Below are 24,963 nucleotides of genomic sequence, written 5' to 3' on the forward strand. Positions count from 1 at the left end.
CGCTACCGTTGCCGCAAATAATCGAGGTGGAACATGCCCATAACCATAAAAGACTATCCGCGCGATCTCGTCGGCTACGGCCGCAACAGTCCCGATCCGAAATGGCCGGGCGGGGCCAATATCGCGGTGCAGTTCGTCATCAATTACGAAGAGGGTGGTGAGAGCTCGATCCTCGATGGCGATGCTGCTTCCGAGAACCTGTTGTCCGAGATCGTCGGCGCGGCGGCATGGCCGGGACAGCGCAATCTCAACATGGAATCGATCTATGAATACGGTTCCCGTGCCGGCTTCTGGCGGCTGTTCCGGCTGTTTACCGAACTGAAGATGCAATGCACCGTCTATGGTGTGACGCTTGCCATGGCGCGCAACCCGGAGGCGGTTGCGGCGATGAAGGAGGCCGGATGGGAGATCGCCAGCCACGGATATCGCTGGCTCGAATACAAGGATTTTCCGATCGACAAGGAGCGCGAGCATATTTTCGAAGCCGTGCGCCTGCATACCGAACTTGTCGGCGAGCGGCCCTACGGCATGTACCAGGGCAAGCCTTCCGATAATACGCTGAAGCTCGTCATGGAAGAGGGCGGCTTTCTCTATTCGTCGGACAGTTATGCGGACGATCTGCCCTATTGGGTGCCGGGCATAGACGGAAAACCGTTCCTCGTCATTCCCTATACGCTGGAGACCAACGACATGCGGTTCGTCACGCCGCAGGGTTTCAATTCCGGCGACCAGTTTTTCACCTATCTGAAAGACGCCTTCGACACGCTTTATCGCGAAGGCGAGGAGGGCAGCCCGAAGATGATGTCGGTCGGCCTGCATTGCCGCCTCGTCGGCCGTCCGGGCCGTATCGCTGCGCTGCGCCGGTTCATGGAATATGTGGCTAGTCATGAGAAGGTCTGGGTGCCGCAGCGCATCGAGATCGCAAAACACTGGCACGAGCAGCATAAGCCGACAGGTGCCGCATGACTGCGCGGGAGGATTTCATTGCGAGCTTTGGCGGTGTGTTCGAGCATTCGCCGTTCATTGCCGAGCGCGCCTATGATGCCGGCATGATCTTCGTGCCTCTGACGGCGAAGGGCGTACATGCGGCGATGGTTACGGAGTTTCGCAAATCGAGTGGTGACGAGCGGCTCGGCGTGCTGCGCGCCCATCCCGACCTTGCAGGAAAGCTGGCGATATCAGGCGAACTGACCGAGGACAGCAAGCAGGAACAGGCCGGTGCCGGTCTTGATCGTCTAAGCGCGGAAGAGCACGCCCGTTTCACCGCGCTAAATGCCGCCTATATGGCAAAATTCGGCTTTCCCTTCATCATTGCCGTCAAGGGGCTGGACAGAGAAGATATTCTTTCGGCCTTCGAAACACGTATCGGCAATAGCGAGGCGGAGGAATTTTCGACTGCCTGTGCGCAGGTCGAGCGGATCGCGCTCTTGCGACTGCAGGCGCTGCTGCCGGAAGGGTGAGGCCAGGGGGAGGCCAAAGGGGGGAGGCATGTGCTTTTCCTCGCCCGCGCCGTCGCCTATAGTGATGATGTCAGGAGACATGCCGATGCGACCGTCGGAAGTGCTTGAGAAAAACCGTGAGGCGATCCGCGAGGCGACGAAACGCTTCAACGCGGCAAACCCGCGCGTCTTCGGCTCTGTCGCCCGCGGCGAGGACGGGCCGGACAGCGATATCGATATTCTTGTCGATGCCTTGCCGGGAAGCACGCTTTTCAGCCTTGGCGGGCTCCAATACGAGTTGGAGCAAATGTTCGGCGGGATCAAGGTGGATCTGCTCACACCGGGTGGGCTGCCTGAAACGATCAGGAGCCGAGTGCTCGCGGAAGCCACCGCCATATGAGCAGCGATCGGTTGACGGCTTACCTCGGACAGATGCATGCGGCGGCGCTGCAGGCTTGTGCATTTGTCGATGGCATGACGCGGGATGATTTTCTTCTCGATACGCCAACGCAGATGGCAGTCGGCATGGCGCTGGTGCTGATCGGTGAAAGTGCTGCGCGGATCATGGCGCGATACCCGGAATTTCCGAGCGAGCATCCTGAAATACCCTGGGCGAAGATGAAGGGTATGCGCAATTTCGTCGTTCATGATTACTACGAACTGGAACTGCCTGTCGTGCTCGAGACAGTACGGACTTCACTTCCCGATCTTATCTTCCAACTGGACAACCTCCGCAACCGGCATGCGCAAGGCGAATGAATTGACCGAAATTCTGAAAATCCTGCCTCTCACCAAAGCCGCCTTCGCGCCCTATGGCGATGTCATCGAGGCTGATCCGTCGAAGATGCGGCTGATCAATAACGGCACGACGGAGCGTTATCATGCGCTGGCAGAACCCGTCGTCGTCGGAGCGCCGGAGCGGTTGATCTTCAATATCTTCCGCGGACAGCCAAGGCATTTTCCCTACGAAGTGGGGATGATGGAGCGGCATCCCTATGGCAGCCAGAGCTTTGTTTCCCTGTCCGGGCGACCGTTTCTGGTCGGCGTGTCGGATGATGAGGATGGCCGGCCGGGACGGCCGAGGATATTTCTGGCGGAGGCGCATCAGGGGGTGAATTATTTCCCCAACACATGGCATCATCCGCTGATGGCGCTCGATGAGGTCAGCGATTTCCTCGTCGTTGACCGCGACAATACCGCCGCCAATCTCGAAGAGTTCGTCTTCGATACGCCCTACCAGATTTCGGAGCCAATACGATGACCGGCCTCACGACCCATGTGCTCGATACGGCAAGCGGCAAGCCCGCGGCAGGGCTTGTGATCGAACTTTATCGGATCGAGGGCAGCACGCGAACCAAGGTCAAGTCGGTGGCGACCAATGCCGATGGACGCGTCGATGGCGGGCCGATCCTGGTCGGCGAGAGTTTTGTCGTCGGAACCTACGAACTGGTTTTTCACGCGGGTGATTATCTGCGCGGCTGCGGGGTTGTCCTCACGGAGCCTGCGTTTCTCGATGTCATCCCAATCCGTTTCGGCATTTCGGATGTCACTGCGCATTATCATGTGCCGCTGCTCATCTCGCCCTACGGTTATTCTACCTATCGGGGCAGCTGATGCGCTTTGCCGTGATCGCCGACATTCACGGGAACCATGCGGCGCTAAAAGCGGTGCTCGAGGATATCGCCGCGCTCGGAATTCGCGATATCGTCAATCTCGGTGACTGTTTCAGTGGGCCGCTTGAGGCAGATCAGACGGGTGACCTTCTGTTATTGCTCGACCTCAAGGCTGAGCGGACGGTGCGGGGCAACCACGATCGCTATCTTATCGAGACGACGCCCGACCAACTCGAGGCATCGGACGCGCATGCGCATCGCCTAATGTCGACCCGCCATTTCGACTGGCTGCGCAAACTGCCGTTCAGCATGGTCTGGCGGGACGAAATATTCCTCTGTCACGCGACGCCGAAGAATGACAATCTTTATTGGCTGGAGACCGTTTCTCCGCAGGGGCATGTAACGCTTCGTCATCATGACGAGATCGAAGCGCTGGCCGAGGGTATAGAACAGTCGCTAATCCTATGTGGCCACAGCCACATTCCGCGGATGGTGTCGCTCAACGACGGGCGGCTGATCGTCAATCCAGGCAGCGTCGGTTGCCCCGCCTATGACGATGATCTGCCTTTCTACCACAAGGTCGAAACCGGCCATGCCATGGCTTCCTATGCGGTGATCGAGAAGACGGAAGACGGTTGGGCGCCGAGTTTCCGCAATGTCGCTTATGACCACATGGCCATGTCGAGACTTGCCGCCGCCAATGGCCGGGCCGAATGGGCAAGCGCGCTCGCGACGGGACGGGTCGCCTGAGGAGCGCCTGAAGTCAGGCGGCGTTATTTCGTTTTATCTCGTGCCTTGCCGCACGGGCCAGAAAACCGGAGCGCGACATGCCATTCGCTTCGGCAAAGCTATCGATCGTCTGCAGCACATCCTCCGGCAGCGTGATGTTGATGCGCACCGATTTCGGCGATTGGCTCCTGAGCGTCACGAGGATAGCGACACCATCGCGGTTTTCAGGCTCTGCCATGATGAGTTCCAGGCTGGATGGCTCCGGTATGGCATCGCCATCCTCGATCATGCCGTCGACATGAAAGGCAAGCGCTTCCTCGGCCATGGTCCGAGCCTCATCAAGTGTTTCTCCGGCAGTTACGACACCCGGGAAATCCGGGAAGGATACCCCGTAGTCGCTCTCGGCTTGCTTATGAATGAGGCCGATATAGTTACTCATGGGAAATCACCTCAGCTTTAGTCCGGCTTGTTTTTCAATGCTGCGAAGCGTTCCGATCGGGATATCCCTTTTCGGATGAGGCACTGTCACGCGCCCGGCTTTCGTCGGATGTTTGAACTGGATGTGGCTTCCCTTCTGGGCAACCTCAGACCATCCATCCTTGCGCAACAATGCGATTAAGTCGGCGCTCCTCATTGGGGTAGATTATATGTATTGATACACACCGTCAAATAATCCGTTTCGATATGGAAACCATTCGGCAAGGCTTCCTGCCGATACTCCTCTCCGATTCGACAGGAGATGATTCCATGGCCCCGGCGCGCGCAAAAACAGGCTCAAAACGCAAGAGCAGCAGGCGTGCGCCAGCGCGGTCCGGATCCTCGTTCTGGCCGTGGATGGCCGCACTTGTCGCGGTTGGAGGCGGTATTGCACTCTATGATAATTTTGCCCCGGCCCGGAATTTCGTTGCCAGTTTGACTGCAGAGAAGCCGGCCCGCACGACTTCACGGGAAGAGCCGCGGGAAAAGGTTGCCGTCGCCAAGCCGCAAGCCGCGCCATCCCATCGCGGCGTCACGCCCGTTCCGCCGCGGCCCGTCAGGCCGCCGGATAAGACCCAAACGGCTGCGATCATTCCGCCCGCACCGATCGGCAAACCGGGGCAGGAGGTCGCCGCGCTTTCTGCTGTCGCGCCGAAATCGGGCGAGGCGCTGGCCGGCGCCTATCAGGGAAAGTTCTTTCTTTGCGGCACGGCCAAGCAGGATGACTGCGTGGTGACTGCCGATCGCTTCGTGTTTCACGGCCAGAAAATCCGGCTTGTCGGCATCGAAGTGCCGGATATCAAGAAGCCGCGTTGCGAGGCGGAACGGATCAAGGCCAGCGATGCGAAGCTGCGCGTGCGAGCCTTCCTCGATTCGGGGCCATTCGAAATCGTTACCTGGCAGGGCAATAACGCGCTGGTCGATGGCCATCAATTGCGCGACGTGACCCGCAACGGCCGCTCGCTTGCCGATGTGCTGGTCAGTGAGGGATTGGCCAAGCGTCCGGGGGCAGGCCGCAGCGGCTGGTGCGGCTGATACGTCTCAGCGATTGCGAAAGACTGTACAGGCACCGCCTGCAGCCTTGATGGCGCTGCAGAGCTTTGTCGCTTCCTGCCGCGTCTCGCGTCCGATCCTTGCGGCATAACGCGGACGGTATCCGAAATTGCCGCCGCGTTGCCTGACGATCAAGGCCCGTTCCTCGTTCAGCGGTGCAGGCAGGTCAAGGATCGCGCGGGTGAAGAGGCGGTCGACGACGGTGGGACGATAGTGTGCTGCCAGCTGGACACCCCAGGGCGCCCAGTCGACTGAGCTGGTCAGCACCGGTTCGGTCATGCGGCGGGTGTTTGCCAGCGTCGTACAGGCGTCCTGAAAGGATTGCTCCTTGTCGAGAGGCGGTGCCGCGATTTCCGGCGGGGCGTCACGCCATGTCTCGATCAGGGTGCCGGTGATGGCAAAGACGTAGTCGCGGGTTTCGATCGGCAGTCTTTCGGAGGCGAGAAAGCGGGAAAAGCCGTTCTCGCCTGCGTTATAGGCGGCAGCCGCAAAGCCGAGATTGCCGAAACGGATGCTCATTTCCTTCAGATAGGCGGCGGAAGCGTCCAGAGCGTCGAGGACGTGAAAGCTGTTGTCGAGACCACGCATTTTTGCCGTCGATGGCATGAACTGCGCAATGCCTTCCGCGCCCTTGTGGCTTACCGCTTCAGGACGGAACAGGCTTTCTCGCCAGATCAACCGGGCGAAGAAATCGGGCGGAATGGCGTGGGTATCGGCTGAAATCTCGATCGCGCGGCAGAGATCGATGTTGAAGAAGTCCTTGCGGATGCAGATCGGCTTGCCGCCGACAGATCGCTCATAGAGGCAGGCTGGCTCCTCAGCTATCGTGGTTTCGGCCGTTCTGGAGGCCGGGACGCCTGCCGCGCCGAAGAGCGCGACGGTGATTGCCGCCGTTGCCAGACACCGCCCAAGACCGACCATTCCGCCCCCGCTTCATTGGGGGAGCATTATAGCCGGTTTCGGGCGGTATCCCAAATCAGAAGGGAGAGGAGGCGATGATGTTTGTGCCGCAATCCTTGATGTCGCGCTTGCCGCACAGCGCCATGGTGATGTCCATCTCCTTGCGGATGATCTCGAGTGCCGTCGTCACGCCCGGCTTGCCCATGGCGCCGAGGCCGTAGAGGAAGGGGCGGCCGATATAGGTGCCCTTGGCGCCGAGAGCGACGGCTTTCAGCACATCCTGGCCGGAGCGGATGCCGCCGTCGATATGCACTTCGAGCCGGTCGCCGACTGCTTCGACGATCTTCGGCAGCATGGAAATGGAGGACGGAGCACCGTCGAGCTGACGGCCGCCATGGTTGGAGACGATCAGCGCATCGGCGCCGGTATCGGCGGCCGCGCGCGCATCTTCTTCGTCCAGGATGCCCTTGATGATCAGCTTACCGCCCCATAGGTCCTTGATCCAGCGGATATCATCCCAGGAGAGGCGAGGGTCGAACTGCTCCGCCGTCCAGGCAGACAGGGAGGAAAGGTCGGAAACGTTGCTGGCATGGCCGACGATATTGCCGAAGCCGCGGCGCTTGGTCTGCAGCATGTCCAGGCACCAGAAAGGTTTGGTTGCCAGCTGGAAGGCGCTGTTGAGCGTCCATTTCGGCGGGGCCGAGAGGCCGTTGCGCAGATCCTTATGGCGCTGGCCCAAAATCTGCAGGTCGGCGGTAACAACCAGCGCGCCGCAGCCGGCGGCCTTGGCGCGGCCGATCAGGCGCTCGATGAAATCGCGATCCTTCATCACGTAAAGCTGGAACCAGAAAGGCTTCGAGGTGACCGACTTCACATCCTCGATCGAGCATATGCTCATGGTCGAGAGCGTGAAGGGCACACCGAATTCCTCTGCAGCCTTCGCCGCCAGCATCTCTCCATCGGCATGCTGCATGCCCGTGAGGCCCGTCGGTGCGAGCGCCACCGGCATCGAAACATCCTGGCCGACCATGGTCGTCGCCAGCGAGCGGTTGGTCATGTCGACCAGCACGCGCTGGCGCAGCTTGATCTTGGAAAAATCATCCTCGTTGGCGCGGTAGGTGCCCTCGGTCCATGCGCCGCTATCGGCATAATCGAAGAACATCTTTGGCACCCGGCGGCGGGCCATGGTCTTCAGATCGGCGATGGTAAGCGGCTTGGACATGATAATCGTTTCCTCCTGAAATCAATGTCAGAGAGGTAGCATATCCAGCCGGTGCTACCAGCAGAATGTTGACGATTTTCAACGGGACATCGCCAATTTCATGCGTCAATGAAGGTAAGCATGCCGTGTGGGCGATGCTGAGTTGCCAGATACGAAAACGGGCGGCCATTGGCCGCCCGTCGTGGCTCATTCGTGAAGGCTGAGCCGGTCAGAATTCTTCCCAGCTCGTCTCCTGGACCGCTGCGGCTGCAGCGCCTCCACCGAATACACCGGCGAGACGCTTGCCGAGCGCCCGCGCCGGAGATGCTGCCGGTCGTGAGCCGGTGGATGCGGGCTGAAGTGTCGAAACGGCGGGTGCCGATACGGCAGTTGCTGCGACCGGAACTGCGGGAGCAGGCCGGGCCGTCGCCGTTTCCTTGCCCAGATTGAACCGTGCAAGAAGGCGGTTCAATGCGGCGGCCTCCTGTGCAAGGCGGTGGCTTGCTGCTGTCGATTCTTCGACCATGGCGGCATTTTGCTGTGTGCCCTGGTCCATCGTGTTGACCGCCAGATTGATTTCCTGGAGACCGACAGACTGTTCACGGGAGGATTCGACGATTGCGCTGACGTGGCGATTGATGTCCTGCACCTCGGCAACGATGACCTTCAGGGCTGCTCCCGTTTCTCCGACCAGATTGACGCCGGAGCGGACGTGTTCGCCCGAGGTGGTGATCAGCGCCTTGATTTCCTTGGCGGCATTGGCAGAACGTTGAGCCAGTTCACGGACTTCCTGAGCAACGACGGCAAAGCCCTTGCCGGCTTCACCGGCACGCGCAGCTTCGACACCGGCATTGAGCGCCAGAAGGTTGGTCTGGAATGCGATGTCATCGATGACGCCGATAATGCTGGTGATCTCGGCGGAAGACCGCTCGATCTCGTGCATCGCGGTGACGGCGCTTTCGACGATATCACCGGAGCGTTCGGCGCCTTCACGGGTCTTGCCGACGAGCTTGCCGACCTCTTCCGCGCGTCGGCTTGCATCCTTGACCGTGGTGGTGATCTCTTCAAGCGCTGCTGCCGTTTCCTCGACAGAGGCCGCCTGCTGCTCTGTGCGTTTGGCAAGCTGATCGGCGGACTGCCGGATCTCGTTGGCGCCGGCGTCGATACCGCGGGCATTGTCGCCAACTGCGGAGAGCGCATCGTTCAGGTTGGCAGCCGAACTGTTGAAGTTGGTGCGCAGCACATCCAGCTGACCGACGAAGGTGGTATCGATGCGATAGTCGATGTCGCCATTTGCGAGATGATCGAGAGCGGTGGCAAGCTGGGTGACGGCAAACTGGGTATCTGCCGCTTCCTGCGCCTTCTGGGCTTCCCGCTCCATCCGCTCACGTTCGGAAAGCGAGCGGTTGCTGTTTGCCTCCTGTTCGAGACGGATACGCTCGATGGCGTTGTCGCGGAAGACGGCAACGGCTTCCGCCATCTGGCCCACTTCATCCTTGCGCTGGATGCCGGGAATTTCAGCGTCGCTTTCACCGTTGGCGAGGGAGGCCATTCTGGCGCGCAGTTTTTCGATCGGGGTGGTGATGCCCTTCGACGCGACCAGAAGGGCAATGCCGATCATTGCCGCAAAAAGGACGCCGAGAGCGACCAGCGAGGAGATGATGGTTCTGCTCGTTTCCTGCGAGATGGCGTTACTCTGGGCCTGAACCAATTTGGCGTTTTCGACATTCCAGTCGCGCATGTCGTCGCGGAACTTGGTGATCTGCGGATCGATCTTGCTCAGCACTCCCTGAGCCTTGGCGACCTGGTTGGCGGAGATCAGCTCTGCGGCATGATCCGTTTCAGCAAAGATTGCGCGAATGCGGTCTTCGAAGCCATTAAAAGTGTCCGCCTGTTCTGGCAGCAGACCTTTGGCAACTTCGAGGCGCTCGATCGCACCTTTCTTTCTGCCTTCGTAGTCTTTCTTGATCTCCGCCAACTGCGGTGAGTAGGCCGTATAGGAGAGCAACTGATAAATGCTGTAGGACGCGGACATGACCGACGTCGTTGCACGCGAGACTTCCACAGCCGCTGCATTATCTGCTGCGATGAACCGATTGTATCTGGTGTCGGAATGTTTGTAGTTATTGGATACAAATCCGATGCCGCCAATGCCGATAAGGCACAGAGGGATGATCAGGAGCAGGATTTTCGTTCGGATTTTCATGAGAGATAGGAATTGCATCACAGGGCCTCCAAGATGCCTTTTTCGACTATCGCGAAATTGAGGAAAATCATTTAATTTCAGGCACTAACCTGGATGCCGCTTCATGGGCCTGGAGGCGAGAATAGGTCCGCGAAATTTAACTGCTGATTAATTTTGAGACTACTTTGGCGGGCATGTGTGTCAAAATGCTCGCAGCCTGATCTTCGTCAAGTCAGTCCAAAACTCCCAGGAAAATCAGAGGGGGTCTGTGTCAAAAAAAACGTTGCGGAGCGTTCTTTCAAAGAACGAGGCGAGGCCATGGCTGCAGCCTGCGACAAAAGGCTTACAGTTCGTCATTCGGATATGGCGTTACGTTGTCTCTATCGTCAAAAGGAAGGCTTCATCGCCTTGCCCGCCACATAGGTTTCGACGACGCTTCTATCGTCGCCCATGGTTTGCAGCAGGAAGAGTTCTTCCGGCAGCGTGTTGATCGTTTCCAGGCGCAGCTTCATCGATGGCGTGGCGGCGGCATTCAGCACAACAAGGTCGGCTACCGAGCCAACATCCAGCGTGCCGATATCGGCCTCCATCGACAGCGCCTCGGCATTGCCTCTGGTCATCATGTGAAAACTTTCGAGCGGGTTGAGGCGCTCGCCGAGGATCTGCTGGATCTTGTAGGCCTCATCCATGGTCTTCAGCATCGAATAGCTGGAGCCGCCGCCGATATCTGTGGCGACTGCGACACGCACCGGCTTTTCCCGGCGTGTCATTGGCCGCAGCGGAAACAGGCCTGAGCCGATGAAGAGATTGGAAGTCGGGCAATGAACGGCGATACTGCCGGTTTCCGAGAGCACATCCATTTCCCGCTCCGACAGATGGATCGCGTGGCCGAGCAGGGTCTTCTTTCCGAGCAGGCCGTAGCGGGCATAGATATCCGTATAGTCCTTTGCTTCCGGATAAAGCTCGCAGGTGTAGCGGATTTCCTCGCGGTTTTCCGAAAGATGCGTCTGGATGAAGAGGTCGGGAAACTCCTCTGCCAGCGCCTGTGTCGCCGACATCTGTTCCGGTGTCGAGGTGATGGCGAAACGGGGCGTGATGGCGACGTGGTTGCGGCCCTTGCCGTGCCATTGTTCAATGACGGCGCGTGTCTCGTCATAGCCCATTTCCGGCGTGTCGAGCAGGCCCTGCGGGGCGTTGCGGTCCATCATCACCTTGCCGCCGACCATGCACATGTTGCGCTTCAATGCTTCAGCGAAAAAGGCGTCGGCGGAGGTCTTGTGGACGGAGCAATAGGCGACCGCCGTCGTCGTGCCCTGACGTAAAAACTCGTCGTAGAAATGTGTGGCGATGCGGGTCGCGTGCTCGCTTTCGACAAAGCGGCATTCCTCGTGAAAGGTATAGGTGTTCAGCCATTCGAGCAGGTTTGCTGCATAGGAGGCGATCACCTGCATCTGCGGAAAATGCACATGGGTGTCGATGAAACCCGGCAGGATCAGATGTGGACGATGATCGATCTCGACCGCATCTTCCGACGCTTCCGCCTTCACCGTCGCATAGTCTCCGACCGCAACGATCCTGCCATCGGCGCCGACAAGCAGGCCGCCGTCATGCTCGTAGAGATAGCTGTCGCTATCGGTCAGGGACTGAGGCGCGCGCTTGAAGGAGAGGAGGCGTCCACGGATGAGGGTGTCGGTCATGTGGGCTTTCGTCGGTGATTGCTGTTTGTCAGCGAAGTCTAATCAGGGGCGATGGCGCTTTCATACCATGCGACAAGGAGTTTCCTCTCCTCCGGCGTGAGATCGGTCACATTGCCGGGCGGCATGGCATGGCTGCGTCCTGCCTGGATATAGATTTCCCGTGCGTGGCTGGCAATCTCTGCGTCGGTTTCCAGCTTCACCGATTTCGGCGTGAAGGTCACGCCGTCCCAGACGGGTTCGGCCGCATGGCACATGGAGCAGCGCGCCATCACCACATCGCGCGCGGCCTCAAAATGGGCGTTCGCGGCGAATTTCTGGCCGACCGGAGAGAGGGCGGTTTCCGTTTCGCCAGTCAGAACCTTCGGCACGGTCGACAGCCACATGATCAGGATGAACAGGATCACCGTCACCAGCCATGTCCAGGTCGGCTTGCCTTTTCTGGCATGGGTGGTGTTGAACCAGTGCCGGATCGTCACGCCCATCAGGAAGACGAGTGCGGCGATCACCCAGTTGAACTCCGTGGCGAATGCCAGTGGATAATGATTCGACAGCATGAAGAAGATGACGGGCAGCGTCAGGTAGTTGTTATGCAGCGAGCGCTGCTTGGCGATACGGCCGTATTTGGCATCCGGCGTGCGGCCGGCGATCAGGTCGGCGACGACGATCTTCTGGTTCGGGATGATGATGAAGAAGACGTTGGCCGACATGATGGTCGCGGTAAACGCGCCCAGATGCAGGAAGGCGGCGCGGCCGGTAAAGACCTGCGTGTAACCCCAGGCCATGGCGACGAGCACGACATAGAGCAGGATCATCAGACCCCAGGTATTGTTGCCGAGCGGCGATTTGCAGAGCTGGTCATAGATGATCCAGCCGATGGACAATGAGGCGAGCGACAGACAGATCGCCTGCCAGTTTTCCAACTCCATCACCGTGCGGTCGACGAGGAAGAGGTCGGCGCCACCGTAATAAACGACGCAGAGCAGCAGGAAGCCGGAGAGCCAGGTGAAATAGCTCTCGTATTTGAACCAGGTCAGGTGTTCGGGCATCTGTGCCGGGGCGACCAGATATTTCTGGATATGGTAAAAACCGCCGCCATGCACTTGCCATTCCTCGCCATAGGCGCCGGGCGGCAGGTGCGGCCGCTTTACCAGCCCGAGATCGAGCGCGATGAAATAGAAGGATGAGCCGATCCAGGCGATCGCGGTAATCACATGAAACCAGCGCAGGGCAAAGCTCAGCCATTCCCAGGCTATGGCATATTCATACATTGGGTTGTTCCCGTTCTTTTTGTTCCCGACTCGTGAGTGTGGGGAAAAATCGGGGGCGAGGGAAGGGGCAAGGAGACGCAGGGTGAAAGAAGCCTATTGCTTTCAACGGGCAACAGCTCAGCCGCGGGGGCGTTCGGTCTGTGCCGGTGGTTTGGCTTCGTAAAAGCTCCGCATATCCTCGTTTGCCTGTCGCCGCGAAGTGGGATCGCTGTAGAACATATGCCCGCCGCGATAGAGTTTCAGGTCGGTCCGCCCCTTCGCCAACTGTTCTGGCAGGTGGTTCAGACGAATTTCGAAACACCGTAGGGTGTCAGGATGTCGCTGTAACCGTGCAGAATTGACAGGCGGAAGGAGGGGATGACGGAGAGGAGATCTCTCAGGTCGTCCGATGCCGAGGCATTCGAGCGGCGGCCGTCCCAGTCCCATTGCCGGTTCACCTCGGTGCTCAAAAGCGTGTAGGTCATCTCGGTCTCGAAACGCAGCTCATTTCTGGCATAGGCGGCAAACAGTGCGCCGTAGGCACGCGTGTAGCCGTCCAGCACCGCATCGTCGTTGGTTACATGAGCGCGCTCGGGGTAGGCGTCGGCTGCCATTTCCGCCCCGTCATAGATGCTGACCACCTGGCCGTCACCGGCGGATTGCTGCCTGTAGATGGAGCCGACGAAGCCGCGGGTGCGTGCAACGGCTTGGCCGGGTAAACCCGTCAGCGCCGACACGCGTGCATAAAGCGCCTCAGCTTCCGCACCACCCGGAGCCGCACCGGCCAGAGACACGAGATAGGTGCTCATCGCGAAGTCTTCCGCCTCTGCAACCTTTTCCGGTGAGAAGCTGTCCGTCCGCTCCAGTTCGGATGCGGCGAGCGACGGCAGGAGGAGGGCCGCCGTCAGCGGATCTGAGTCGGCGGTCATCAGGAAGCGGCCATCGATCATCGGCGAGACCATGACGATGCCGGAAACCAGAATGCCCTGACTGTCCTTCAGCGCCTTGGCCACTTTGGCGGAGCGGAAGCCGCCATAACTTTCGCCCACGAGATATTTGGGCGAGGAGAGGCGATCGTTCTTCTGGGTATAAAGGGCGATGAATTTTGCCAGGCTCTCGGCATCCTGGCGGACGCCGTAAAAGGCCTCCCTCGCATCGGATGTTGCCCGGCTCCAGCCCGTACCGACCGGATCGATGAAAACCAGATCGGTGAAGCCGATCCAGCTGTCCGGGTTGTTTTCGAGTGCCGGCGTAGTACCGTCGTCCCTTCCGCCACCAAGATTGGCAACCTTCGGGCCCATCATTCCAAGATGAAGATAGGCCGAGGCTGCCCCTGGTCCGCCATTGAAGACGAATGTGACAGGGCGCGGGGTCTTTGCATCGGGCAGGGTGTAAGCGGTGTAGAATATTTTCGCATTTCGCGCGCCGGTCTGGCCGAAAAGGTCCATCGTGCCGGCTGTGGCGGTGTAACGGATATCGCCATCCGGTGTCGGCAGGATTTGCTCGGTGACCGCATCTGCCGGAAGAAGGTCGAATATCGACCGCCCTTGCTCGCTCCGGCCAGCCTCCTGAGCGCTTGCTATCTGACCGTAGGAGGCGATTGCGAGGAAAGTTAAGAGGACCGTGCTCAGGATCGCATCGCGTTTGGCTGGCATTCCAATTCCTCCCTGTCGCACAGGTTTCCAAGGATAGGCGATCTTGGCGATCACCGGAACTCAACTCTTGCTCAGTTCGCCGATGGATCGGGGCGGACGGACTTCGAGGCCTTGTGCATTTGCACCTGCCTGAAGGACCATGCGCTGCAGGTTTTGTTCCAGCATCGGAACCCTGAAGCGCCTCGCGGCGTTCATGGGCCGCATCTGAACTTGCGCGTTTTCTAAAATATAAATTGTGCGTTGCACCATTATGGACTTAGCCAGCTAAGGCGACTCGGGTATTGTAGCAGATGCAAATTTAACCGGCGGTGCCGGGTATTGCGTCCGACACGCCGCCGGTGATGGCATCCATCAACGGAGAACAGGCTGATGCCCAAACACAGGCGATGCATTCTGACAGGTGCGATGATTGCGTTTTTCTCTGGCGCCGGGATCCTTCCCGCCGGTGCGCACGAGGCCCATAGTCCCATGGGTGTGAAATGGAAATATGACGGTTACTGCTGCAACGGCGATGCCAAGAGCGGTGACTGCCAGATGATCTCGACACGCAATGTCAAGATCACCAGCCAGGGCTACGAGATTTCGCTTGGACCCGGCGACCACCGGCTGATCACGCGGCCGCATCACTTCACAATGCCGCAAAGCGAGGCGCGCCGCTCTAAGGATGAGGAATATCACCTCTGCCTCTATCCGACCGAGGATACGCTGCGCTGTTTTTATGCACCTGACATGGGCTTCTGATCAGGCTCTCGCCTGTTTCAATCCCTGAATGTCGGCATCGTCTTACGCAGGAAGTCGCGGAAAGCGGTGATCTTTCTTGAATGCCTGCGCGCCTCGGGATAGGCGAACCAATAGTCGCTGCCATCCGTCGCCCTCAGGTCGAAGGGCTGGATCAGGCGGCCGAGTGCCACGTCGTCGGCATAAAATTCCGGTTTCAGGATCGCCACACCCTGACCGGCGACTGCAGCGGCGGCTTCGAATGTCTGCGCGCCGAACCGGCTGAGCGGCCTACCTTCGAGATCGGCCGGGTCAAGCCCTGCCGCCTTGAACCAGAGCGGCCACCAGATGTCGCCCGGATCGATGATCCTGAGTTTCAGGAGATCCGCCGGCTCTTTCACGCCGCCGATCGTATCGGCTAGCGCCGGGCTCATCATCGGGGTGAAATCGCTCTTCATCAGGAAATGCGCCTTCAGGCCCGACCAGTGCCCGTTGCCGCTGCGGATCGCCACGTCGGCTTCTATACGGCTGAAATCGACGATTTCCTGCGAGGTTTCGAGCCTCACCGCAATGCCCGGATTTTCCAGTTGAAATGTGCCGAGATGCGAGGCCAGCCAGCGTGAGGCGAAGGTAGCCGTCGTGTGGATGATGAGCGTGCTGTCGGAATGGTCCTTCATGCCGGAAAGGGCTTCATCCATCAGGCCGAAGGCCTCGGATATTCTTGGCGCCAGCCGAGCTCCCGCATCCGTCAGCGTCACCTGTCGCGGGCGGCGCAAAAAGAGCTGTTCGCCAAGCGTGTCTTCCAGAAGCTTGATCTGATAGCTGACCGCCGTCTGGGTCAGGCCCAGTTCCTCGCCTGCCTTGGTGAAACTCAAGCGCCGCGCCGCCGCCTCGAAAACCCTGAGGCTGTTCAGCGGGAATTGCTTCGACATTTTCATGGATCAGTTCTCTTGATGCATGCAGACGGACGTTTCGTTGGAAATCATATATAATCCGGCGCATCTTCCAATTATAGACATCAATTCAGCGATGGTCAGAAAAGGAGATGCAGCCATGACCCATGGTTTGCTGGCAGGCCTTCTGCGCCTGAAAATCACCACCGAACAAAGATCCCACGTGGTCAACCCTATTGATGACAGCGCACTGAGCGACCATGAGCGGCGCGACCTCGGCATGCTTGACGGGCGGGTGTCGCCAAGCACTGTGGAGCGGCGCGCGCGATCTGCCGCCTGGGACCTGATCGACCAGCCGCCGCACTCCCTGTAATGGGCGAGGTTCAGGCCGGGGTAGGTGTGCTGGTTGACGCAAAGGCTTCAAGCCCGCGAGCGGCGAGGTCGCGGGCGAGCGTCGTCTCGATCCATTCCCGGAAGGCACGGACTTTCGGGGCGTTGCGTCGGGCCTGCGGATAGACCAGCCAATAGCTATTGCCGTCTCCGACGCAGCAGTCGAAGGGCTGGATGAGGCGGCCGGAGGCCAGTTCCTCGGCGCAAAAGAAGGGACTGAGCATCGCGACGCCATGGCCGGCAATCGCCGCATTGGCTTTCAGGTCGAGCGCACCGAACGTGTCGAGCTTGGCATGCCGGATAAGGCTCGGATCGAGCCCCAGCGTGTCGAACCAGCCGGTCCAGATGTCATTGGTGTCTGAAATCCATGGAAGGCGCAGGAGATCGGCAGGCTGGCGGATTTCGCGGATGCTCTCTGCCAGTTTCGGATGCAGCATCGGCGTATACTGCAATTGCAGCAGCTCGTGGCAGACCAGCCCGTCCCAAGGTTTGGAGTCGATGCGGATCGCGATGTCGTTGGGAATACGATCGCAGTCGTCGGGCGCCATGTTGCGGATCAGGCGCAGGCTCAAGTGCGGCGCCTTGCGCTGAAAATCACCGAGATGCCGAGACAGCCAGTGGGAGGCGAAGGTCGGGGGTGACTGGATCTCCAGCGTCTCGCCAACCGATTGCCTTGCCTCTCCCATTGCGTCGGAGAGCAGGGAAAAGGCTTCCGACACTTTTGGCAGCAGCTGCTCGCCGGTTTCGGTCAGTTGCAGGGCGCGTGGTTTGCGGATGAAGACCGCGGTTGCCAGATGCTCTTCCAGAAGCCTGATCTGGTAGCTGACGGCGGTCTGCGTCATGCCGAGTTCTTCCGCTGCCCGGGTGAAATTCCTCAGCCGCGCGACGGCTTCGAAAACCCTGAGCGCATTAAGCGGCAACTGGCGCGAAAGCTTCATCGGAATGCCCTTGAGCGATAAGGTCTCTTTATCGCTGCAGACCATATTCGAATTGGAATTTTCCCGCAATCGGCGGCATTCCTGGCGGCATCAGAACAGTGCCAACAATCAATGTGGAGCAAGACATGCTGCCCGCAAACGCCCATCCCATGCCTGTTTTCCCGCCATCCCCGCCACTGGGGCGTGGCTCGATCCAGGCGCGTATTTCTAGCCTTGTCGGGAAGTTCCTTCGCCGTTTCGGGCGCGCAGGAAAGACGGCTATTCCCGGCCTGCCCGAGGACCTGCGTGCCGATCTCGCCATTGATGCGCGGAGGGAGGGGCGGGTTGACGATTTCTGGCAGGCGAAGCGTCGGTCAATCGGCCGCGATCTGCCGATCTGACGAGACACCGGTGGCGGTGAGCGGTACCCGTTGCAGCAGTTCGGCCGCAACCAGTGCGGCGATGACTTCGGGCCGTTTATCTCGAACCAGCCCGCCACCGATCGGCAGAACCAGCCTCGACATCATGGCCTTCACGGTGCCGTCGCGACAGTCGATCTCATCCTGCTGCCTGGTCAGCCAATGCGAGAAGGTGGCGCGTTTGGTGGCGGAGCCGATCATGCCGACATAGCTGAGGTCGTGCCTTGCCAAGGCGCGTTCGGCGATGAGGAAATCCAGTGCATGGTCGTGGGTGAGGATGACGGCTGCGCCGCCGGGCGGGATGTCGCCCACGCAGGTTTCCGGTATGGCAGCAAGACGTGATTTAACACCCGTGGGCAGCGTTTCGAGTGCTTCCTTGCGTGTCTCGATGACGGTTACTGCAAGGGGCAGGGGGAGGAGTGCTTGTGTGAGTGCCAGCCCGACATGGCCAGCACCGAACAGGAAGATCGCAGGGCGCTCATCGCTCTCCCGTAGCAATCGACGCTCCAGCAACGCCGCGACAGGTGGTGTCACGACGGTGAAACGGAGTTTCGTGCGGCCGCCGCAGCATTGGCCGATTTCTGGGCCGAGCGGAATATCCATTAGAGGTTCGCCCGCGCCCTTCAGCATCGCGCGTGCATTGTCTATGGCCATGTATTCGAACTGGCCGCCGCCGATCGTGCCCCAGATCGCCTCATTTGCGACAAGCATATAGGTTCCCGCTTCGCGTGGCGTCGAGCCTCTGGTCTCGATCACCTCAACGAGAACCGTTCTGTTGCCTGTGACAAAAGCCGAGAGAGATGGGGCGCTCATGCAATGCTTCATAGCATCTTCGCCATGGCTGCATCACAGGTTTTTTATTGTGTCGACGAAGCTTGTGATCTTCTTCGAGGCAGGACGCAAATCTATTAAAAATATATAAGTAATTTAGGCCTACTTGTTGCACCTTGTCAGATTGACTTTTGATAAGATTTTGCGGTTTTCGCAGTAAGCGACGGGATACTATGACCAAGAGAGCATCGATTGCCTCGCTGATACCAGCCTCCCAGGACCTTTACCGCAAGATCGTCTTTGAAATCGCCGATGGTATTATCGGTATAGATGACCATGGGATTATTCGGCTGTGTAATCCTGCGACCGAAAGCATCTTCGGCTGGCAATCTGGAGAACTACTGGATAAACCTCTGGAAGTCCTGTTGCCTGAACGAGTTCATGGTTTTCATCAGAAGCTCGTGGCCAGTTTCCAATCGGGTAATACCGATGCCCGATATATGGGCCAGAGAAGCGCCAGCATTGCGGGTTGCCGCAAGGACGGAACCGAGATCAATCTCGGTATCACCATTTTAAGGACAGCCGCTGCCGGTGCGCCGATGATGGTTGCGGTCATCCGCGATATTTCCGACCATGTCCGTTACCAGAACGATCTCAAGCGTCTGGCGGAAACCGACAGTCTGAGCGGCCTTTTCAATCGGCGCGCGTTTCGCGCCAATGTGCTTCAGAGTGTCGGCGCAAACCTTGCCAATTACTCCTCGATGGTGATCTTCGATCTGGATGGCTTCAAGGCGGTCAATGATCGCTTCGGGCATGATGCGGGAGACGAGGTCATCACCAGCTTTTCCGATGTGCTGCGCAACTCCATCCGCGCGACGGATATTGCCGGGCGTTGGGGCGGTGAAGAATTCGTGTTGTTCCTGCCGAACCTGAAACACACGGCCGCCGTCGCGATCGTCGAGCGGATCAGGGCCAATTTCACCGCCAGGGACTTCAAGTGGGACGGGTTTCCGTCCGCCATTTTTACCGTCAGCGCCGGGCTTGCTGTCGCCCCGCCGGGTCTCGCGGATTTTTCCGACATGATCGCATCGGCCGACAAGGCGCTTTATGATGCCAAGCGCGGAGGCCGTGACCGGTTGGTTTCCACCGAGATTGAGGAACAGGAAGCGCTTGCATCCTGAACGGTGTTTTACGCCTTCACTGCGAAAGCGGATGAAAACGTGAGCGCCCCATGCGGCGCATGGCCCGAAAGGGTCAGGTGCTGTACATAGATATCCGGCACACCTTCATAGGTCAGTTCTCCGTCGCTGACGAAGCCAACGCCCTTGTAGACCGCCTGATCGCCGACCAGGGCGCAACCTTTGGCGCCGAGCGCTTTCAACCGATGGATGCCTTCGCGGATGAGCGCGTGGCCGATACCCTGTCTCTGCCTGTCTGCCCTTACCGAAATCGGTCCAAGCCCGAACCAGTCATCGTAATGGCCGCCGATGGTGACGGGCGAAAAGGCGACATGACCGATGATCTCGCCATCCTCTTCCGCCACCAGCGACAAGGCAAGCTCGCCATTGGCACGAAGCGCGCGAATGATCGCGCCTTCCGTCCCTGAACTGTATGACATGGGCGCGAAAGCCGCCTGGGTCAGTTCGTGGATGATGTCTTCGTCGCCCGGGCGTTCGGCACGGATGGTGACTGTCATTTTCTGCCTCCTCGGTATTTCGCTCCTCAACCATGAAAATAGGCCCCGGCAGCGAAATATCGAAGCGTTTTTATAGAGCCTTCATCCGCTCCACCGCCATCAGAACCCGCTCCGGTGTCGCAGGCGCATCGAGGCGTGGGCAGACGGCGTAATCGGCGACGCTTGCGACCGCCATGGAGATCGCTTCGAGAACCGAAATCGCCAGCATGAAGGGCGGTTCACCGACTGCCTTTGAGCGGCCGATCGTCGGTTCGGCGTTTTCCGACCATTCGGCGAGCTTCACATTGAAAATTTTCGGCCGGTCGGAGGCGAGGGGGATCTTGTAGGTGGAGGGCGCATGGGTGCGCAGGCGTCCCTTCGCGTCCCACCACAGTTCTTCCGTCGTCAGCCAGCCCATGCCCTGCACGAAGGCGCCTTCGATCTGGCCGATGTCCAGCGCCGGGTTGAGCGACTTTCCGACGTCGTGCAGGATATCGGTGCGCTCGACGATATATTCGCCGGTCAGCGTGTCGATCGAGACTTCCGAGACGGCAGCGCCATAGGCGAAATAATAGAAGGGATGGCCGCGACCGGCTTTGCGGTCCCAGTGGATTTTCGGCGTCTTGTAGAAGCCGGCGGCAGAGAGTTGCACCCGGTCGAAATAGGCGGCCTTGATGAAGGTGTCGAAGGGCACGATCTCGCTGCCGATCCTTATCCGGTTCGGCAGGAACTCGATCCTGTCGCGATTGACCTGCCACTGGCGGGCGGCAAACTCGATCAGTCTTTCCTTGATCTGGCGGCAGGCGTCATAGGCGGCCATGCCGTTCAGGTCCGAGCCGGAGGAAGCGGCTGTTGCCGACGTGTTCGGCACCTTGCCGGTCGTCGTCGCGGTGATCTTCACCCGGTCGATATCGACCTGGAAACAATCGGCTACGACCTGCGCCACCTTGGTATAAAGACCCTGACCCATTTCTGTGCCGCCGTGGTTCAGATGGATCGAACCGTCCGAATAGACATGCACCAGCGCACCTGCCTGATTATAGGCGGTCATGGTGAAGGAGATGCCGAATTTGACCGGCGTCAGCGCGATGCCCTTGCGGATGACCGGGCTCGTCTCGTTGAATTTGAGGATCGCCTTGCGCCGCTTCTTGTAGTCGGACGAGGCTACAAGCTCATCGACGATGCGGGCAATCACATTGTCATGGATATCCTGATGATAGGGCGTCACCGTGCGGCCCGATCCGCGCTGGCCGTAAAAGTTCAGTTTTCGCACATCGAGCGGATCTTTTCCCACGGCATAGGCGATTTCCTCGATGATGCGTTCAGCCCCGAGCAGGCCCTGCGGCCCGCCGAAACCGCGGAAAGCGGTGTTGGAGACGGTGTGGGTCTTCAAAGGTTGCGAGGTCAGGCGCACATGCGGATAATAATAGCTACTGTCGGCATGGAAGAGGGCGCGGTCGGTGACCGGACCGGAGAGATCGGCGGAATAACCGCAACGCGCGGCATAGGTCGCATCGACCGCGTGGATCCTGCCTTTTTCGTCGAAGGCGACATCGTAGTCGACGCGAAAATCGTGCCGCTTGCCGGTTACGACCATATCCTCGTCGCGGTCGGGGCGGAATTTTACCGCCCGTTTCAGCTTCTTCGCAGCGACGGCGGCGAGCGCTGCAAACTGGTTGCTCTGGGTTTCCTTGCCGCCGAAACCGCCGCCCATGCGCCGGGTTTTGACTTCCACCGCGTGATTGGGAATACCCAGCACATGCGCCACCATGTGCTGCACCTCGCTCGGATGCTGGGTGGAGGACCACACGGTGACGTCCTCGTCCTCACCTGGGATGGCGAATGCGATGTGACTTTCGAGATAGAAATGTTCCTGGCCGCCGATATTCATCGAGGCCTGAATGCGAAGCGGCGGTTTCTCGATCTCGGTTTCCGGTTCGCCGCGCCTGAGCGTCATCGGTTCGGTGACGAGCGGCGCACCGTTTTCCCGTGCGCCGTCGATATCGGTCCAGTGCGGCAGGTCCGCGTATTCGATCTTGGCAAGCCTTGCCGCACGGCGAGCTTCATCACGCGTCTGCGCAAACACGGCAAAGATCGGCTGGCCGTGGAACTGGACGAGATCTGTCGCCAGCAGCGGTTCGTCATGCTTGCCGGTGGAGGCGATGTCGTTTGCACCCGGAATGTCCTCCGCCGTCATTACCCAGACGACGCCGGGGGCGGCGCGCACGGCATCGAGATCGACTGAGAGGATTTTCGCATGCGCCCGGTCGGCTAGGCCAAGCCCGCCATGCAGGGTGCCTGCGGGTTCGGGAATATCATCGATATATTCGGCAGTTCCGGTGACGTGCTTATGCGCTGAATCATGTCTCAGCGACACATGCATCGGGCCGTCGATGACGGGTTTCATCTCGAAGGAGGTCTTGTCCATCAGAGGCTGCCTCCTATCGAGAAGAGAAAGTCCCCTCCCAAACCCTCCCCACAAGGGGGAGGGCTTAACCAAGCCCGTCCGCCGAGCTTCAATCGAGGCAAGCGGGGACAGCATGTTTTCTCCCCCCTTGTGGGGGAGATGGCCGGCAGGCCAGAGGGGGTGTTGCAGAGGCTTCTCATCACACTTCCTCCATCTCGAACCGCTGCAATTGCGCCGGCGCACCAGCCGTCTCCAGGAAGAAGCGGATGAGCAGGTTTTTGGCCGTCAGGCTGCGATACTGGGCACTTGCCCGCCAGTCGGTCAGCGGCTGGTAATCCTGATCGAAAGCCTCGCGAGCGGCGGCGATCGTCTCCCATCGCCAGGGTTTGCCGATCAGCGCCTGTTCGACATTCGCCGCACGTTTCGGGGTTGCAGCCATGCCGCCGAAGGCGATGCGGATAGTTTCCACATGGCCGTCCATGTCGAGCGTCAGGTTGAAGGCGCCGCAGAGGGCTGAAATATCCTCGTCGCGGCGTTTGGAAATCTTGTAGACGGCGAAGTGGCTGTCCTCCGGCGGCTTCGGTACGAAGATCTTTTCGACGAATTCTCCGGCCATTCGGTCCTGCTTTCCATAGGCCAGAAAGTAGTTTTCGAGCGGCATGGTGCGGCGGCCGGAATGGGAGCGCAGCGTCAGCGTTGCGCCCAGCGCGATCAGCGGCGGCGGCGTGTCGCCGATCGGCGAGCCGTTGGCGATATTGCCGCCGATCGTGCCGGCATTCCTCACCTGCTGGCCGCCGATGCGGTCGATCAGCCCGCCGAAAGCCGGGATGACGGCTTCGAGGAAACCATGCGCCTCGGAATAGCTCACGCCGGCACCGATGGTGATGCCGCTTGGCTCGATGGTGATGGTCTGCAGCTCGGGAAGATGATTGATGAAGATGACGGGGTCGAGCTTGCGCATCTGCTTCGTCACCCACAGGCCGACATCGGTCGCGCCGGCGACGATGGTTGCCTGTGGTTCGTCTGCGAGAGATTCGGCAAAAGCCTCGAGCGATGCCGGGACGATCGAGCGCGCGCCGTCCTTTTCGATGACGACGGTTTCCATGGCCGATCGGATCGACCAGAGCTTTGCCATGATTTCGGTGCGGTCACGTTCCAGAGGGTCGAAGAGCGAACTCGGCCGCGCCTTCGCCACCTGTTCGGCGGCTTTGACGATCGGCTCATAGCCGGTGCAGCGACAGAGATTGCCCTGCAGCGCGCTTTCGATTTCGGCCCGGCTCGGATTTTCGTTGGAAAGCCACAGGCCGTAAAGCGACATGACGAAGCCCGGCGTGCAGAAGCCGCATTGCGAGCCATGACAGTCCACCATCGCCTGCTGTACCGGATGCAGCGTTCCGTCCGATGCCGCCAGATGCTCGATCGTCACGATATGGGTGCCGTGCATGGAGCCCAAGAGCCGGATACAGGCATTGACGCTTTCGTAGCGCAGACCGGTTTCCGTCAGCCGGCCGACAAGCACCGTGCAGGCACCGCAGTCGCCTTCGGCGCATCCCTCCTTCGTCCCCGTCAACCGCCGCGTCAGGCGGAGATGATCCAGAAGCGTGCCCGTCGGTGAAAAATCTCCAAGGGTCACGTCCTCGCCGTTGAGGATGAAGCGGATGGCTGAATTCATCGGTCTCCTTCGTCCGCCGTTGCCGGCTCCCAGTCAAAGAATCACCCGGCCGCCATTTTGGCTTGTCGCGGGCCGTATACCTTACTGCGCCGTCCAGCCGCCGTCGATGGAGATATGCGTGCCGGTGATGCTGCGTGCCGCATCGCTGGCGAGATAGATCGCGGCGGCGGCCACTTCGTCTATGCCGACGAACTCCTTGGTGGCCTGCAGGCGCAGCATGACCTCGTCCTTGACCTTTTCGACGCTGATGCCCTTTTCGCGCGCCTGATCGGGGATCTGCCTTTCGACCAGCGGCGTCAGCACGAAGCCGGGGCAGATCGCGTTGACGGTGATGTTCTCCTGCGCAAGCTCCAGCGCTGCCGTCTTGGTCAGGCCCATGATGCCGTGCTTGGCCGCGACATAGGCCGACTTGAAGGGAGAGGCGACGAGGCCGTGGGCTGAGGCGACATTGATGATCCGGCCTTTGCCAGCGGCCCTCATCAGCGGGATTGCGTGGCGCATCGTGTGGAAGGCCGATGTCAGGAGGATGGCGATCAGCTGATCCCATTTTTCCGGCGGGAATTCCTCGACCCTTGCCACATGCTGGATGCCGGCATTGTTGATGAGAATATCGACCGTGCCGAACCTGTCGCGGGCGGTCGCGATGAGGTCTTCGATATCGGACGGTTTCGTCATGTCGGCCGGATGATAAAGTACCGTGCCGGAGCCGGCGGCATCAAGCGAGGCGCGGATCGCCTCGATCTCTTGCCTATCACCGAAACCGTTGATGATCACATTGTCCCCCTCGGCCGCGAATGCCTTCGCGATGCCGAGGCCGATCCCGCTGGTGGAGCCGGTAACGACCACGGATCTGTTCATGCTGTTCCTCCCAAGAACGCTTATGGCGCAGTGTTCTCCCTCACCGCA

Annotated in this window: 26 protein-coding genes and 1 pseudogene; 12 read left to right on the forward strand and 15 right to left on the reverse strand. The window is 59.7% G+C overall.

What is annotated here, in order from left to right:
• Window positions 1-33: 33 nt before the first annotated feature.
• The 7 genes from puuE to JNB91_RS01060 all read left to right on the forward strand — a co-directional run bounded on the left by puuE (window position 34) and on the right by JNB91_RS01060 (window position 3,802).
• Window positions 34-966, forward strand: coding sequence for an allantoinase PuuE (gene puuE / locus JNB91_RS01030; protein ID WP_222857415.1), 933 nt, complete (start codon window positions 34-36; stop codon window positions 964-966).
• A complete protein-coding gene (gene uraD / locus JNB91_RS01035) occupies window positions 963-1,460 on the forward strand; it encodes a 2-oxo-4-hydroxy-4-carboxy-5-ureidoimidazoline decarboxylase (RefSeq protein ID WP_220323653.1) in 498 nt (165 codons plus the stop codon). Before puuE ends, uraD begins: the two co-directional genes overlap by 4 nt.
• A gap of 85 nt (window positions 1,461-1,545) precedes the next feature.
• Window positions 1,546-1,839, forward strand: a complete 294-nt coding sequence (locus JNB91_RS01040; RefSeq protein WP_220323654.1) for a nucleotidyltransferase family protein — start codon at window positions 1,546-1,548, stop codon at window positions 1,837-1,839.
• Entirely contained in the window at window positions 1,836-2,198 is a 363-nt protein-coding gene (locus JNB91_RS01045; protein WP_220323655.1) for a HepT-like ribonuclease domain-containing protein, read from the forward strand. The genes JNB91_RS01040 and JNB91_RS01045 overlap by 4 nt, the downstream gene beginning before the upstream one ends.
• The gene (locus tag JNB91_RS01050) at window positions 2,182-2,700 is read left to right on the forward strand and encodes an ureidoglycolate lyase (protein WP_430736228.1); all 519 of its coding nucleotides are present in this window, start codon (window positions 2,182-2,184) and stop codon (window positions 2,698-2,700) included. Before JNB91_RS01045 ends, JNB91_RS01050 begins: the two co-directional genes overlap by 17 nt.
• Window positions 2,697-3,053, forward strand: coding sequence for a hydroxyisourate hydrolase (gene uraH, locus JNB91_RS01055; RefSeq protein ID WP_220323656.1), 357 nt, complete (start codon window positions 2,697-2,699; stop codon window positions 3,051-3,053). Before JNB91_RS01050 ends, uraH begins: the two co-directional genes overlap by 4 nt.
• Complete coding sequence (locus tag JNB91_RS01060) at window positions 3,053-3,802, forward strand: metallophosphoesterase family protein (RefSeq protein ID WP_220323657.1); 750 nt, start codon at window positions 3,053-3,055, stop codon at window positions 3,800-3,802. The genes uraH and JNB91_RS01060 overlap by 1 nt, the downstream gene beginning before the upstream one ends.
• A gap of 13 nt (window positions 3,803-3,815) precedes the next feature.
• Here JNB91_RS01060 and JNB91_RS01065 read toward each other — a convergent pair whose 3' ends face one another.
• Together JNB91_RS01065 and JNB91_RS01070 are read right to left on the reverse strand one after the other, a co-directional pair.
• Window positions 3,816-4,220: a type II toxin-antitoxin system HicB family antitoxin gene (locus tag JNB91_RS01065; RefSeq protein ID WP_220323658.1), complete on the reverse strand. Its 405-nt coding sequence runs from the start codon at window positions 4,218-4,220 to the stop codon at window positions 3,816-3,818.
• Window positions 4,221-4,226: 6 nt separating this feature from the next.
• Window positions 4,227-4,415, reverse strand: coding sequence for a type II toxin-antitoxin system HicA family toxin (locus tag JNB91_RS01070; RefSeq protein ID WP_220323659.1), 189 nt, complete (start codon window positions 4,413-4,415; stop codon window positions 4,227-4,229).
• Window positions 4,416-4,615: 200 nt separating this feature from the next.
• On the opposite strand from JNB91_RS01070, the gene JNB91_RS01075 reads away from it, so the two are divergent.
• Window positions 4,616-5,293 carry a hypothetical protein gene (locus JNB91_RS01075; RefSeq protein ID WP_220323660.1) on the forward strand — a complete coding sequence of 226 codons (678 nt, stop codon included), beginning with the start codon at window positions 4,616-4,618 and terminating at the stop codon, window positions 5,291-5,293.
• A 6-nt stretch (window positions 5,294-5,299) separates the two neighbouring features.
• On the opposite strand, the gene JNB91_RS01080 is transcribed toward JNB91_RS01075, so the two are convergent.
• The 6 genes and pseudogenes from JNB91_RS01080 to JNB91_RS01105 all read right to left on the reverse strand — a co-directional run bounded on the left by JNB91_RS01080 (window position 5,300) and on the right by JNB91_RS01105 (window position 14,196).
• A complete protein-coding gene (locus JNB91_RS01080) occupies window positions 5,300-6,232 on the reverse strand; it encodes a lytic transglycosylase domain-containing protein (RefSeq protein WP_220323661.1) in 933 nt (310 codons plus the stop codon).
• A gap of 55 nt (window positions 6,233-6,287) precedes the next feature.
• Window positions 6,288-7,433 carry an alpha-hydroxy acid oxidase gene (locus JNB91_RS01085; RefSeq protein WP_220323662.1) on the reverse strand — a complete coding sequence of 382 codons (1,146 nt, stop codon included), beginning with the start codon at window positions 7,431-7,433 and terminating at the stop codon, window positions 6,288-6,290.
• Between the two features lie 208 nt (window positions 7,434-7,641).
• Window positions 7,642-9,636: a methyl-accepting chemotaxis protein gene (locus tag JNB91_RS01090; protein ID WP_220323663.1), complete on the reverse strand. Its 1,995-nt coding sequence runs from the start codon at window positions 9,634-9,636 to the stop codon at window positions 7,642-7,644.
• Window positions 9,637-9,983: 347 nt separating this feature from the next.
• Window positions 9,984-11,294 (reverse strand): guanine deaminase, encoded by a 1,311-nt coding sequence (gene guaD / locus JNB91_RS01095; RefSeq protein WP_220323664.1) that lies wholly within the window; start codon window positions 11,292-11,294, stop codon window positions 9,984-9,986.
• A gap of 38 nt (window positions 11,295-11,332) precedes the next feature.
• Window positions 11,333-12,562: a urate hydroxylase PuuD gene (puuD, locus tag JNB91_RS01100; protein WP_220323665.1), complete on the reverse strand. Its 1,230-nt coding sequence runs from the start codon at window positions 12,560-12,562 to the stop codon at window positions 11,333-11,335.
• A gap of 117 nt (window positions 12,563-12,679) precedes the next feature.
• A pseudogene (locus tag JNB91_RS01105) lies at window positions 12,680-14,196 on the reverse strand (S10 family peptidase).
• 405 nt (window positions 14,197-14,601) lie between these two features.
• Here JNB91_RS01105 and JNB91_RS01110 point away from each other — a divergent pair.
• Window positions 14,602-14,937 carry a hypothetical protein gene (locus JNB91_RS01110; RefSeq protein ID WP_220323667.1) on the forward strand — a complete coding sequence of 112 codons (336 nt, stop codon included), beginning with the start codon at window positions 14,602-14,604 and terminating at the stop codon, window positions 14,935-14,937.
• Window positions 14,938-14,954: 17 nt separating this feature from the next.
• Here JNB91_RS01110 and JNB91_RS01115 read toward each other — a convergent pair whose 3' ends face one another.
• Window positions 14,955-15,851, reverse strand: a complete 897-nt coding sequence (locus JNB91_RS01115; protein ID WP_220323668.1) for a LysR substrate-binding domain-containing protein — start codon at window positions 15,849-15,851, stop codon at window positions 14,955-14,957.
• A 19-nt stretch (window positions 15,852-15,870) separates the two neighbouring features.
• Between JNB91_RS01115 and JNB91_RS01120 the strand changes: the two genes are divergently transcribed.
• The gene (locus tag JNB91_RS01120) at window positions 15,871-16,179 is read left to right on the forward strand and encodes a hypothetical protein (protein ID WP_220323669.1); all 309 of its coding nucleotides are present in this window, start codon (window positions 15,871-15,873) and stop codon (window positions 16,177-16,179) included.
• A gap of 10 nt (window positions 16,180-16,189) precedes the next feature.
• Here JNB91_RS01120 and JNB91_RS01125 read toward each other — a convergent pair whose 3' ends face one another.
• Entirely contained in the window at window positions 16,190-17,134 is a 945-nt protein-coding gene (locus tag JNB91_RS01125) for a LysR substrate-binding domain-containing protein (RefSeq protein WP_220323670.1), read from the reverse strand.
• A gap of 125 nt (window positions 17,135-17,259) precedes the next feature.
• On the opposite strand from JNB91_RS01125, the gene JNB91_RS01130 reads away from it, so the two are divergent.
• A complete protein-coding gene (locus JNB91_RS01130; protein WP_220323671.1) occupies window positions 17,260-17,514 on the forward strand; it encodes a hypothetical protein in 255 nt (84 codons plus the stop codon).
• On the opposite strand, the gene xdhC is transcribed toward JNB91_RS01130, so the two are convergent.
• Window positions 17,488-18,345 carry a xanthine dehydrogenase accessory protein XdhC gene (xdhC, locus tag JNB91_RS01135; RefSeq protein ID WP_220323672.1) on the reverse strand — a complete coding sequence of 286 codons (858 nt, stop codon included), beginning with the start codon at window positions 18,343-18,345 and terminating at the stop codon, window positions 17,488-17,490. The genes JNB91_RS01130 and xdhC overlap by 27 nt on opposite strands.
• Before the next feature lie 191 nt (window positions 18,346-18,536).
• Here xdhC and JNB91_RS01140 point away from each other — a divergent pair, with 191 nt between their 5' ends.
• On the forward strand, window positions 18,537-19,484 hold the full coding sequence (locus JNB91_RS01140) for a sensor domain-containing diguanylate cyclase (protein ID WP_220323673.1): 948 nt from the start codon (window positions 18,537-18,539) through the stop codon (window positions 19,482-19,484).
• 8 nt (window positions 19,485-19,492) lie between these two features.
• On the opposite strand, the gene JNB91_RS01145 is transcribed toward JNB91_RS01140, so the two are convergent.
• The 4 genes from JNB91_RS01145 to JNB91_RS01160 all read right to left on the reverse strand — a co-directional run bounded on the left by JNB91_RS01145 (window position 19,493) and on the right by JNB91_RS01160 (window position 24,915).
• A complete protein-coding gene (locus tag JNB91_RS01145; RefSeq protein ID WP_220323674.1) occupies window positions 19,493-19,999 on the reverse strand; it encodes a GNAT family N-acetyltransferase in 507 nt (168 codons plus the stop codon).
• Between the two features lie 70 nt (window positions 20,000-20,069).
• Window positions 20,070-22,406, reverse strand: coding sequence for a xanthine dehydrogenase molybdopterin binding subunit (gene xdhB, locus JNB91_RS01150; protein WP_220323675.1), 2,337 nt, complete (start codon window positions 22,404-22,406; stop codon window positions 20,070-20,072).
• A 178-nt stretch (window positions 22,407-22,584) separates the two neighbouring features.
• Window positions 22,585-24,057 (reverse strand): xanthine dehydrogenase small subunit, encoded by a 1,473-nt coding sequence (gene xdhA / locus JNB91_RS01155; RefSeq protein WP_220323676.1) that lies wholly within the window; start codon window positions 24,055-24,057, stop codon window positions 22,585-22,587.
• 81 nt (window positions 24,058-24,138) lie between these two features.
• Window positions 24,139-24,915, reverse strand: a complete 777-nt coding sequence (locus tag JNB91_RS01160) for a 3-hydroxybutyrate dehydrogenase (RefSeq protein ID WP_220323677.1) — start codon at window positions 24,913-24,915, stop codon at window positions 24,139-24,141.
• Between the last annotated feature and the right edge of the window lie 48 nt (window positions 24,916-24,963).

This window comes from Aliirhizobium wenxiniae (assembly GCF_019511445.1).
Lineage (GTDB): Bacteria > Pseudomonadota > Alphaproteobacteria > Rhizobiales > Rhizobiaceae > Neorhizobium > Neorhizobium wenxiniae_A.